Genomic DNA, 12244 nt, shown 5'->3' with positions numbered 1-12244 from the left:
CTACTTGGATGGAAAGGGTGAAGGCTGATGGGGCTACTGTCAGGGCAGGCACTTACCTATGAAAATATTAAAATCAAGGCTCCTTATCCTATTGTCAGGTTGCTGGAACTCGATCTGATCCACCAGGTTAATGACCATGGCAGACTTCAACTGACCGCTGTCATTTCGGATGATGATGAGCAAGGCTACGACAAGCTGATGTATGAGGATGAGCCTGTCGAGGTCTATGAGATGGACGGGAGTCAAGTAGTAGCATGCCTCTTCAAGGGATTGATCACCGAACTGACCGTCAAGTCGGTCAATGGAGTCTACTCGATGTCTCTGAGCGCGGCCTCTCATACGATTCTGCTGGACAGACAGCCAATGAGTCGTAGCTATCAGGAGCCAGGGATGACGTATTACAAGCTGTTTCGTGACCGGATTGACGCCTACCCTCACGGTGACTTTATTGATCTGCTGGATGCTGAACGACCGTTGGGTGCCTTTACCCTGCAGTATCAGGAGAGCGATTGGTTGTTTTTACAGCGAATGGCATCCAGGCTAGGAACCGGATTAATTCCTGAAGTAACCTCCGATGCGCCACGCTTCTGGCTAGGCACATCCAGGGGGCAAGTGAAGGGTAGACTTGAGGGGGCTAACTACACTATACGTAGAAGCACGGTAGCTCCGGGCAGTCGTAACAAGAATCAAATAAATACATATTACGAGGTTGAGGATTCCGCTCGTTATGCTCCAGGGGATATGGTGATATTCAAGAATCAGGAGTGGAGCATACACCGTGCAACAGGCACAATAGCCAAGGGTCTTCTGATATTTGTGTACGAGTTAGTCCCTGGAGCAGGGCTATCCTATGAGGAGGTATATCATCCGGCGCTCTGCGGAACAGCGATTAATGGCATAGTCATTGACAGGGCCAATGAGTCTGTTCGGTTGCATTTCGATATAGATGCCGAGCCTCCGACCGGCAGTACGTGGTTCCCCTACCCAACGATATATACCGCGAATGGAGTGGGCTGGCAATGTGTGGCAGAGCTCGGTGACACGGTGCAGCTATACTTTCCCTCTGCCAATGAGAGTGAGGCCTATGTTATCCAAGCGCTCCGTAAGAAGGGGCTTACGGGGGATGAGATCCAGCAGCCTGAGCGCAAACTCTTCCATACTCGGTCCGGTAAAAAAGCCAAATTCGATGAGAAGGAGCTGGCTTTGTCGTCTCAGAAGGATAAGCTTCTCATTCGCCTGAATCCAGCCACCGGCATGCATGTATATAGTAGATATGATATGAGCTTCACGGCAGAGGTTGATCTGGTCCTGCATGGCAAGAAGGTTGAGGTTATGGCAACCAAGGGGCTGAATTTGTCTAGTAAAACAAGCTACCTGAAGGCAGACGAGGAATTCCATTTGAAGGCATCAAAGCTGTTGACGGCACAGGTACCGCTCGAAGAGCTGAAGGCATATGAGTCGTTAATGAAGGAACTGCAGGGCAAGAAGTATCCGTCCTGGGCGCAGGAGCTATTGCTTAAATACAAGGCAGAATACTATAAGGCTATAGCAGCTGGAGATCAGAAAGGGGCCAAAGCGGCGGCGGCCAAAGCGAAGCAGGTGCGTGAGCAGCTTGCGGCGATTGATGCCATGCCGGATTGGGCCAGAGCACAAATGCATGAATATACAGCCCAGTGGTGGGAGGCTCATGCTGCCGGTGACAAGGCGCGGCAAAATAAAATCCATGCTCTGGCGAACAAGCTGCGAGATCATGTGCTCATTAACGATCTCATCCGAAGCAGTACAGCCATGTCGTATAAGGATGCCAATCGTCTGGCAGAGTTGTCCGCCCTGTATGCAGATGCGGCTCACAAGCTTACGGTGGCTGACAAGGCAGCGCTGGCGAAGGAGGCTGCTGAGCTGCGGAAGAAGTACGGTATCGGCAATCTGCAGGCTCGTGAGAACCTCAATAAGCTGGGCCGTAAATTTCCAGACAGCTTCCCCTACAAGCTACCTCTGGGAGACGAGTGGGATGCGGATCTTAATGCAGCATTATACGACTTTGCCAAGAAGTATGGTCTTGCCGGGAAGGGCTACAGCCGTGAGGTGCTGGAGGTATACCTGTATCAGGTAGCTAACGGTATTCTTCCGTGGCCGAAGGTGACTGCTACCAAGCCTGTGAGCAAGCCCGTAACCGAGGTGCCCGCGAAGCCGGATAAAGCTCCTGATAAGCCGAAGGAAGAAGAACCAGCAGATGAGAACGAGTACAAAGATGGGTTAGTAGCAGTAAGCCACATTGAACAATACATTAAGAAATACGGATTAAAGGGCAAACAGGCGAAGGCGCTTTATCGTGTAAATGATTATACGAACAACAGTATGATTAAGAATAAGCTATCCGGCAATAAGAACACGCCGCTTGTATTTTTCTTTGAAGGCAATGGGTCTTACAGCTATGCTCAGCAGAATCATCCAGAGGGAAGATATGGAGCAATGGCTATTGTAGTTGTTAATGGTCAAATTAAATACACCAGTAAAAATGCAAGCTCTCTGCCGGACAACGAAAGTGTGGCTGCAACAGTAATTGATGGTGTGTATGAATTCGTAGGAGGCTATCATCGAAGCTCATACCCAGCTCTACGCGTGCGAGATGGAGCAGGTGTACCAGCTACAAAAGGCTCCAAAAAGACAAGCTACACGGCAACGGGCATTAATATTCACAAAGGCTATAACAAAGATAATATAGATAGGCCTACATCTACAGGCTGTCTTACGGTTCACAAAGATGAATATGTGAACTTTCTTGTAGCCGTTGGAGTCGTTAAGAGGTCACTCAGTGAGAAGCCGATCGGTATTAAGGGACTAGCTATTATAGATCGAAAAGATAGATAAGACCGCTTGAGAAAGTCGATCGAAAATTAGCTGTAATAAGAATGTGAAAGCGGTGCAGTGATGATTTTTATGAAAAAATTGTCTGTCGTATTCCTCGCCGTATCCTTATCTGCTTGCGCTGCTCCTCTATCAAATACGGAAATAGCGCTTCAACCAGAACCGAACGTAGCCATAGCAAAAACTATCTTAGATCCCAAGGAAGATGCAAGGGAATGGCTGTTAAATGCGACATTAGGCGGTGGCCCTGGTGAGGATGAGATGTTCTTGACCAGATTGGATGATCCTACTGGCGAATCTTACATTTCGGTGCAGGAATTAGTCAATGCAATACAGTCGGATGAAGAGCGTCAGGAGAGTACAGACTCCTACCTTTCGAGGGGAAAGCTGAACAGGGATGGCAGTAGATTGGCTGTAAATCGTTGGAGAGAGGGCGAGGAGCAATCTGACGTGGAGATCTACGACCTTCGGGAAAGAAAAAAGGCGCAAGGCTTTGAGATGCCAGGAGACTTGCTCGATATTTCTGCTGATTTGACTCACTATTTCTATGAGCAGGAGGGACAGTTCTACGTCTATGATTGTATAACAGGTCAGAAATGGAACATTCGACTAGAACAGGATTATGGAGTGGAGGCCATCCATGAGGATCGTGCTCTGGACCGATACAGGCATGGTAAATTCTCTCCAGATCATGCGCAGATCAGCTTGCCTGCTGCTAATAATGGCGTAGTGGTCACAGATATTCAGCAAGGAACATCCGAGCTTATGGCTACAGACCACAATATATCCTCAATCGTGCAGTGGGATGAATCAGAGCAGCTTATATATACGCTGCATGAGCATGAAGACTCATTTCTAAGTGAAATCTATGTACTGGATATGACGACGGGGCAAAGTCAAAGAATCGGGTCTGCAGAGGACTCTTTTGTCTTGTCACCAGATCATACGAGGATGATTGAAGCTAATCAGGGGCTCGTTAAGACCTTTCTGGTCGAGCTACAGCATGATGAGAAAAGAGATATTACCAGTACCGTTAATGGTCATGGTAACTGGACGTACCCGGAGCAATGGATTATGAGTAAAGTCGATTATTTGGCTTACTTAGCAGCACGTTAGATGCTGACAATATCATTTGAGGTGCTGTGATGTATCAAAAGATTGAATGGTTACGACAAAGGGCAAATGCAGTCAAGGTGCTGTATCTTATCTTCCTATTGGTACTTCTGTGCGCGTGTACAGGTAAGGAACGAGCTAGCTCTGAATCCATAGCTGGACAGGCTGATCAGACTCTGGCTGCCAGCACTGTTGAACAGACTACTAGTCAGGCTCCAAACGGCAGCAGCAACCCAGATGTGTCCGCTCAACAGGGCACTCCTTGGCTATTGATGTATGGTGAAAATGATAGTGAGAGCCTGGATCAGCTGGTAGACCTGACGGACCCGACAGGGAGCAGCTATGTACGAATAGAAGATGTAATTAAGAGTTTACATGCGAAGAGTGGGGCAGCATACCCATGGTATGAGCTATACCTTGGAGGTATATCAACAGATGGTAGCCGTATTGCTCTGGTTCGTCAATCACATGAGCTGGATCATCAGCAGGTTGGGATATATGACCTAAGCACAGCAGAGAAGCTGCTAGAGGTAGATATGCCCAATCAATTCATCCAATTCTCACCTGATCTGGAGAGCTGCGTGTATGAAATGGACCATAAGCTGTACGTGTATCGCTTCCAGAATCAGACGTTGCAGGAGCTGAAGGCTCCTACTAATCAAGGAGCGTATGAAGAAGGAGCTATCTACGGAGTGGTGTACTCACCAGATAGCCTTAGGTTAGCTATACAAACAGGTGGTTCACTGTTCATTGTTAACTTGCAGGATGATGCTGTGAATCCGTATGAGCATGCGATATCAACAGATCTGGAGCTGAAGCAGTGGCTTAGCAAGGATCAATTATTGTATATAGATACTGGAGACAATGGGCTGTCCCTTGTAGACATGACAACGGGTGAATCCAAGAGAATTGGTCAGCCCCCAGTGGATTCCAGAGAAGCCCCCCTCATGACTTGGGATGGTGAGAAGCTCTTGCTTGCAGAGGAATCTGGCCCGATCGTGGAATGGAACTGGAAAAGTAATAATGTTGTTCGTTACCAGGCTGTATTGAACAGAATCGGCTATACTCTGAGACCGGTACAAAGGATCGAGAGTAGGACTGATTTTACACCATATCGGACAAGTATTCCTGTACAAGAGATTACAGCTTCGTCAACGTTGCCTGATCAATCAGGAAATAACTATAACCCAGCTAATCTTATGGATGGAAACGCCAATACGGCATGGTGCGAGGGTGTAGCTGGCGATGGAGTAGGGGAGTGGGTGAAGCTGGACTTTGGTCAGCCTCAAGTGGTGAATGGAATTGAAATCTTGAATGGGTTAACCAAATCGAAAGCGTCTTATCTCGCTAATAATAGATTCAAGCGAGTACAATTGGAGTTCTCCGAGGGGCAACGTCTTGTAATGAATAGTGATGCGTTAAAGTATGAGCTCGACGAACCCGTACGGACCTCGTGGATCAAGCTGACCATTCTCGAAGTAGAATCTGGCACAGCATATCCTGATACATGCATTTCCGAAGTAAGGGTGTTCTGATAGATACTGTTCAGGAGAGAGGTGAAGCAGGGCATGAAATGGAAAGAGCCTACCTTTGGTGCGACACCTATGCTAAAGGCATTAACTGCCGCCAGTGCTCGTAAGAAGGCCAAGTCCTTCGACCTGGTGGCGGAGCAGAAGAAGCAAAAGCTGACCTATCCCGATTGGGCCCAGGACTGGATGAGGAAGTATAAGGAGGCTTGGTATATTGCCAAGGCTAACGGCGATGAGGTAGGGATGCGCAAAGCGCAAAAGCTGGCCGAAGGCCTCCGCTCGAAGCTACGGGAAATGGCCAACATGCCGAAGTGGGCACAGGAACAGATGAAGAAGCAGACCCTGCTCTGGATGGAGGGGCAGGCTACGGGTAACATCCGGCAAATGAAGGCAGCAGAGCAAGCAGGAAAGGGCATTCGCGAGAAGCTGGATCTGATTCGTACCATTGCGAAAACGTCCAAGGCTGACGCGGACAAGCTGAATGAGCTGACGGCTAAATGGTATGCCGCTCATGATCATGGTCTCGTAGACGGCAAAGATCTCAGTAAGGATCCTAAGGCTGTAAAAGCAGCGAAGGATAAATACAGCCAGGAGGCACAGGCGATTATTGGGAAGTATCAAAAGCCAGTCGCACCGGTGGAGGAGAAACCGAGTAAAGATGACACACCTAAAGTTACCCCACCTAAAGTTACCCCGACTGTTCCTGAGCAAGGGGATAAAAGTTCATTTGGATCTGTAAGTGCCTTTAAAGCTAAATATGGAGATTTAATGAATCAGTTAGGCAAGGAATTATCTGTTGATCCCAATTTACTTGGAGCAGTAGTTCTTGTGGAATCAGGAGGATCAGGCTTTGTAAATGGAAAATTAAAGATTAGATTTGAAGTGCATCACTTTGTGGATTCTCCTACTTCACAATTTACATATGGAAGCCCCAAGTATAAAGGGCATAAATATAGAAAAAGCTCCAGTGAAAATTGGAAGAGTGTACATGAGAATCAAACAAGTGAATACGCCGCTCTTGATCTTGCCAAGTCTCAAAATGAAGAGAGAGCATATAAGTCGATAAGTATGGGTTTGTGCCAGATTTTAGGGAGTAATTATAAAGCAACTGGTTACAGTAGTGCCAAAGAAATGTTTTTGAAATTTAGTACAGGTAATGAAGAACAAATTAAGGGATTTGTGAATTTTTTGAAAAACGATGGTAACGGAAATAAAATTAAATATCTTCAAAAGGAGGATTTAAGAAGTTTTGTTTCATCATATAACGGTCCTGGTAAGGTTGATGACTACACTGAAAAATTAAAAAAGAATACTAAGCTTTACAAGAACTCTTAACGATCTGAGGAAGGTTAGAATGGGTGGGATTATGAATAAGAACCTTATCATTTTTATATTGAGTGTTCTATGCCTAATAAATGGTCATTACAACATAAGTGTTGGAAATACTGAGCTTAAATCCAGTCTAATTGGAAACAAACTGGACTCAAATCAGTACTTTATTGAACGTGAATATCCAATATATATAGAAGGGAAGGGGCAGTTGACGTTTGGAGCTGTCGTAGGAAAAAAAGATGATAAACGAAAATATCAATTTTTCCTTTTGGATAGACAAAAGAAGGTTACTTATACATTCCCAACTTTTTACGGGAGTGTGAATTGGAACGGTGGTGATGGAATACAAGATGTTGTGATTAAAGACCTTAACCATGATGGTTTAAATGATATTATTGTTATCGCCTATTATAATACTGGAGCAGGGGGGCCAGATGGAGTCGAGCCATTTCCTGTTGCTGGGTTGTATTTTCAAAACACTGATCAGACCTTTTCAACAAACTATGAATTGGATGAAGCAATAAATGAAGCTGGATATAACAAAACAGTTGAGGATATCATCCGATATATGGAGAATTATCCATTGCAAGCAGAAGATGCTGTAAACTAGCCAGAGAATCATGAAGTATATATGCAGCGCTGCTACGTGGCAGTCATCGTTCGAAGGAGGATCATCCTATGGGTATACCAATCATCTATCTTAATGGCAGCGCCTTGCCCTTGAAGAATCCAAAAATCAAGCTGGTTCAACGGATCAATAATCATGCGAAAATGTATCTTACAGCGGTGCTGACAGGAGAAGAGCCAGAAAAATATGTGGAAGCGATGGATACAGGTGCAGGTCTGATGCTGTCTTATCAGGAGGATGATGACAAGCGAACGTTACTGTTCAAGGGTCTCATCAGTCAGGTGCGCATTAAAATGGTGGCGGATGTAGCTCATCTTGTGGCAGAGGCTGTATCCTATACCATCAAGCTTGATGAGGAGAAGCGCAGCAGGTCTTTTCAGAATAAAAATATGCCCTACAAGGCTGTACTGGATAAGGTGCTGGCCAGATACAAGGAAGCCAACTGCACACATCCTCTACGGGACGAGACAATTCAAAACTTCACTTTACAGTATGAGGAGACGGACTGGGAGTTCTTGAAGCGTATGGCTTCTCGTTTTGGCTGGGGGCTGATTCCTGATCCACTGACGAGCAAGCAACAGTTTTACTTCGGTCTACCTGACGGTACGCAGAAGGGCAAGCTGAGCTCATACAATTATTCGGTTACCAGAAAGGCTGAGCCTAACGATTCAAATCTGCTGTATTACAAGGTGCAGACGAAAGGAATGAGCGGGCAGCGTCTGAGTATCGGCGACGAGACCCAGTTCAGAAATATGACGCTGTGGGTCCTGCAATCCTCGGCTATTATTCGCCATAGTGCCATCTGGCATGAATATGTCCTTACCACGAAGGAAGGAATGCAGCAGGAACTGATTCTCAATGAGAGCATCCGGGGAATGACATTGAAATCCAAGGTCATTGGACTGGAGCAGGATCATGTGAAGGTCTTTTTCTACGAAATAGATAAGGACAAGCCAGCTGTAGCTGAGACACACGCTTTTCCATATGCAACCTTCTATACCTCTGAGGGGAATACAGGATGGTACTGCATGCCTGAATTGTACGATTTTGTAGATGTATATTTCCCGAGCAATAAAGAGCAGGAGGCGATTATAACCCACTCCATTCGTAGACGCTCCAAGGGCGGTGATTTTATCAAAGACCCAGCAGTCAAGCTATTCATGACAAAATATCGTAAAGCCATTATTTTCGATCAGCACGAAATTCTGATTACGGGCCAGGATGATGAAGTAGTGATTCGTTTGCTGGATGATCACGGTATCGAGCTGCGCAGTACCAAAGATATTCGTGTTAAGGCGGATGGTACCCTTTCCCTCAAGGCAGGAAATACCGTACAGATTACGGCCAAGGACGCGATTGGACTTAAATGTAAAACCAGTCTGCTGGAGATGGATGGGAATGTATCCATAACCGGGGCGAAGGTCAACATCCAATAATGCATGGCATAGGAGAAATGAGAATGGCTAAGGTAACTACAGGGGCAGTTGTTCAGGAGAAGCCCCGCACGCGCGAGGATATGATCCAGGAATGGAAGCGGAAGATTGCTAATGGAGAGTATCCGTACATTATTGTAACGGAAGCTATGAACACAGCCAGACAAGAGTCTTAACATTTTCATTATGCTTTATTCATTGATCCAAAAAGAAAATGGAAAAGCAAAGAGCTGCCTTCAATCAACTATGTGATGAATGGCAGCTCTCTTCAGCTATAGCCTAGGTTGTTTATTCCATCTTCTCGTTTACCAGCTTAATGAGCTCATCAACAGCTTCTTCAACCAGATAGGGACCGTAGTTCCACTTGTTACGACTGACATTAATAATACGATCGTTGTTCACAGCGGGGATCGTCTGATAGAGCGGTTGCTCGAACAGATCCAGCATGGCCGGTAATTCATCATGATTCATCTGCGTGAAGAAGTAATCACTGTTGCTGCCAGCCAGTTCCTCCATTGATAGGGCATCGCCACCATCAGCATATTGCTCGAACTGTGAAGGCATCTGGAAGCCGAAGTCCTCATAGACGAGCTTGCCAAGTGTACCGCCTTTGCCGCCAAGCAGGAATTCACCCTTGTACAGAATAAAGGTAATGGCTGTCGCCCCTTCTGGCAGGTTGACTTTGATATTGTCGCGGATGCCCTGCAGCTTGGTCTCGAATTTGGTGATCCAGGCGTCCGCTTCAGCCTTGCGGTTCATGACCTCGCCTATGTCTCCAAGAATGTTGATTACATCGGGATCACCGCCCCAGGATACAGCGACGGTAGGGGCAATGACCTGATACTTATCATACGTAGCCTGATCAAAGTATTCGGGTAAAATAATGATGTCTGGCTCTAGTGCCGAGATGGCTTCCAGGTTACCAAGTCCCTCTCCAATGCTCTCTACACCAGCCATATCCTCAGGATACAAGTCCAATACTGCTTGGTCTACACCAACTGGCTTAAGACCCAGCGGCAGCAGATAGCCACCGTAGGTAATCACCACAGCACGTTTGGGCTCTACAGGAATCTCTATCTCCCGATTCAAGGCATCCTTGTAGACTCTGGTCGATTGTGCAGCAGTATCCGCAGCGCCAGCGTCACCCGTCTGCACAGCATTCCCCTGCGACTGCTGTGCTTGTGGCTCGGTAGCTCCACAGGCCGCCAAAATCAGGGATAGACTAAAGAGTAGCAGCATTGCTGCAAAGGTCGGCTTAAGACCTGATTTCATGTCATTCACACTCCATGCTTCGTGTTGAGAATCATTATCACTTATAACACTATAGCGGTCTGATCCGCTCGAAGCAATGAACGATTTGAACCTCATTTCAGGACGAATTGAACCTTGCAGAGACAACTGCTTCATTTTGAACTGAGCAGGAGTGACCTCATTCATCTTTTTAAATAGACGACTGAAGTAATACATATCCTTATAGCCGACACGATCAGCCACATCCCGGATGGGGAGGTCACTGTGAGTAAGCCAATGCTTGGCCTGCTGAATGCGAGTACGTGCAAGATACTCCATGGGACTGCAGCCGTATCTGCGCTTGAACACTCGTGCCACATAATGTGTACTATAATGCATCGCTTGAGACAACTGGTCCATGGACAGCTGTTGCTGGTAATTGTGCTGAATAAATTGGGCCACCTGCACAGCCAGATCAGGCTTCTGGGCAGGGAGTGGAGATAGCTCTCGTTGATGGTAAAGCTCGTAAATATATTGATACAGCAGCCCCTTCACTTGCAATTTATCCAGCTCTCGTCCACTCCTCCAGCATTCGAGCATACGTTCCAGCAAAGGAAGAAGACGCAGGGGATGGCCAGCTGTAAAAGCATATATTTCAGAGAAAGGCTCCGATTGAGCTACGCTGCTCTCCTGAAGCTGATTGGGATAGGGCAACGACTTGTACATAATCATGTAATAGTCCAACGGTTCATTTAAACACTGGATGCTTAGTGATTCTCCTTTGCCAGTGTGGATCGCATGATGATGAACTTGGTGAATCTCCAGACCGCTCAAGGAAATGAATCCTTCCCCTTGATTCACATAGATGAAGGAGCTTGCAGGTAACCGATAGGAACGAAGCTCTTCGCCTTTTTTCATCCGGATATGACGGATATCTAGAAGGACGAGCGGCGTCTCGTTCCAGATTTGAATTTGTTTAGACCATTTCACGACATCCTACACCTCAAGTTGCTTGACATGAATGTAATTATAATAAGCATTTGGCATAAACCTAATGAATGTGCCCTGCCTACAAAAAAGCTTATGTATGGTCTATTTTATAGTATATTTAACAGAAGTGAACTAGATAGGTTAGAATGTCGCTTTCCAGAAAGGTAGGAATGTACATGACTCAATATACAGTGAATCGGAATCGTCATCATGGGTGCCTGGTCGGTCTTGCGGTAGGGGATGCACTAGGCACCACTGTGGAGTTCAGCAGCCCGGGCACTTTTCCGCCTGTGGAGGATATGATTGGTGGAGGTGTGTTTGACCTGAAGCCAGGTCAATGGACCGATGATACCTCCATGGCGTTATGTCTGGGGGAAAGCTTGGTTAGATGCGGTGGCTTCGATGCAGGGGACCAGATGCGCAGATATGTGAATTGGTACAGGACCGGATATATGAGCAGTACTGGAATCTGCTTTGATATCGGAAATGCGACTCGTACTGCCCTGGAGCGCTTCGAGCATACTGGCGAGGCATATAGTGGTCTGACAGACCCTATGACGGCTGGAAATGGCTCTATTATGCGACTGGCACCGGTGGCCATGGCTTATGCCCATCAGCCTGAGCAGGCCATACGCTATGCCGAGCAGAGTTCATTAACGACACACGGTGCGGTTGAAAGTGTACAAGCGTGCGCCGTGCTGGCTGCAATGCTGGTGTCCGGTATGCAGGGAGCAGACAAACAGACAATGCTAGCGTCAACGACATGGCGAGACTGGCTTGGGGAGAAGGAGCTGTCTCCCGGACTACAGGACGTCATTGATGGTTCGTATAAGCACAGGGAGCCGCCAGAGATCAAAGGGACCGGATATGTCATTCGCTCGCTGGAAGCTGCTTTGTGGGCATTTGATCGTACAAGCTCATTTGCGGAGGGGGCACTACTCGCTGTGAATCTCGGAGATGATGCGGACACGACCGGAGCAGTATATGGTCAGTTGGCAGGTGCTTATTATGGTTATGATCAGATCCCGGAGCACTGGCTTGCGCGGCTTGCTATGAAGGATGAGCTACAGCTGCTTACAAATAGGCTATGGGAAATGATTGGCCAAGAATAGGCTAATGTT

General features: G+C 46.9%; 9 protein-coding genes. 8 read left to right on the top strand and 1 reads right to left on the bottom strand.

The genetic code is table 11. The features are described 5' to 3' along the window. The first annotated feature begins 27 nt into the window (after window positions 1–27). The 7 genes from D328_RS0110015 (at window position 28) to D328_RS31195 (ending at window position 9079) form a co-directional block, all read left to right on the top strand. Window positions 28–2871, top strand: a complete 2844-nt coding sequence (locus tag D328_RS0110015) for a hypothetical protein (protein ID WP_018884862.1) — start codon at window positions 28–30, stop codon at window positions 2869–2871. Window positions 2872–2940: 69 nt separating this feature from the next. Then, window positions 2941–3984 (top strand): hypothetical protein, encoded by a 1044-nt coding sequence (locus D328_RS0110010; RefSeq protein WP_154659011.1) that lies wholly within the window; start codon window positions 2941–2943, stop codon window positions 3982–3984. A gap of 29 nt (window positions 3985–4013) precedes the next feature. Then, complete coding sequence (locus D328_RS30240; RefSeq protein ID WP_018884860.1) at window positions 4014–5516, top strand: discoidin domain-containing protein; 1503 nt, start codon at window positions 4014–4016, stop codon at window positions 5514–5516. A 33-nt stretch (window positions 5517–5549) separates the two neighbouring features. Further along, a complete protein-coding gene (locus D328_RS0110000) occupies window positions 5550–6845 on the top strand; it encodes an N-acetylmuramidase domain-containing protein (RefSeq protein WP_018884859.1) in 1296 nt (431 codons plus the stop codon). Window positions 6846–6864: 19 nt separating this feature from the next. Then, window positions 6865–7452, top strand: a complete 588-nt coding sequence (locus tag D328_RS0109995) for a hypothetical protein (RefSeq protein ID WP_018884858.1) — start codon at window positions 6865–6867, stop codon at window positions 7450–7452. A gap of 68 nt (window positions 7453–7520) precedes the next feature. Continuing rightward, a complete protein-coding gene (locus D328_RS0109990) occupies window positions 7521–8906 on the top strand; it encodes a contractile injection system protein, VgrG/Pvc8 family (protein ID WP_018884857.1) in 1386 nt (461 codons plus the stop codon). Between the two features lie 23 nt (window positions 8907–8929). Beyond that, window positions 8930–9079: a hypothetical protein gene (locus tag D328_RS31195; RefSeq protein WP_018884856.1), complete on the top strand. Its 150-nt coding sequence runs from the start codon at window positions 8930–8932 to the stop codon at window positions 9077–9079. A 112-nt stretch (window positions 9080–9191) separates the two neighbouring features. Here D328_RS31195 and D328_RS0109980 read toward each other — a convergent pair whose 3' ends face one another. After that, window positions 9192–11123 (bottom strand): AraC family transcriptional regulator, encoded by a 1932-nt coding sequence (locus D328_RS0109980; RefSeq protein WP_018884855.1) that lies wholly within the window; start codon window positions 11121–11123, stop codon window positions 9192–9194. Between the two features lie 170 nt (window positions 11124–11293). Here D328_RS0109980 and D328_RS0109975 point away from each other — a divergent pair, with 170 nt between their 5' ends. Further along, complete coding sequence (locus D328_RS0109975) at window positions 11294–12235, top strand: ADP-ribosylglycohydrolase family protein (protein ID WP_018884854.1); 942 nt, start codon at window positions 11294–11296, stop codon at window positions 12233–12235. The last annotated feature ends 9 nt before the right edge of the window (window positions 12236–12244 follow it).

Origin of the sequence: Paenibacillus massiliensis 2301065 = DSM 16942, from assembly GCF_000377505.1 — a bacterium.
GTDB classification, from domain to species: Bacteria; Bacillota; Bacilli; order Paenibacillales; family Paenibacillaceae; genus Paenibacillus; species Paenibacillus massiliensis.
The sequence above is the reverse complement of the archived record's forward strand: the minus strand, read 5'-3'. Positions and strand labels throughout refer to the sequence as shown.

What these genes read in the sequence shown, in the direction of transcription:
- D328_RS0110015 (WP_018884862.1), top strand. Translation starts at nt 28, where the DNA reads ATGGGGCTACTGTCAGGGCAGGCACTTACCTATGAAAATATTAAAATC.
- D328_RS0110010 (WP_154659011.1), top strand. Translation starts at nt 2,941, where the DNA reads ATGAAAAAATTGTCTGTCGTATTCCTCGCCGTATCCTTATCTGCTTGC.
- D328_RS30240 (WP_018884860.1), top strand. Translation starts at nt 4,014, where the DNA reads ATGTATCAAAAGATTGAATGGTTACGACAAAGGGCAAATGCAGTCAAG.
- D328_RS0110000 (WP_018884859.1), top strand. Translation starts at nt 5,550, where the DNA reads ATGAAATGGAAAGAGCCTACCTTTGGTGCGACACCTATGCTAAAGGCA.
- D328_RS0109995 (WP_018884858.1), top strand. Translation starts at nt 6,865, where the DNA reads ATGGGTGGGATTATGAATAAGAACCTTATCATTTTTATATTGAGTGTT.
- D328_RS0109990 (WP_018884857.1), top strand. Translation starts at nt 7,521, where the DNA reads ATGGGTATACCAATCATCTATCTTAATGGCAGCGCCTTGCCCTTGAAG.
- D328_RS31195 (WP_018884856.1), top strand. Translation starts at nt 8,930, where the DNA reads ATGGCTAAGGTAACTACAGGGGCAGTTGTTCAGGAGAAGCCCCGCACG.
- D328_RS0109975 (WP_018884854.1), top strand. Translation starts at nt 11,294, where the DNA reads ATGTACATGACTCAATATACAGTGAATCGGAATCGTCATCATGGGTGC.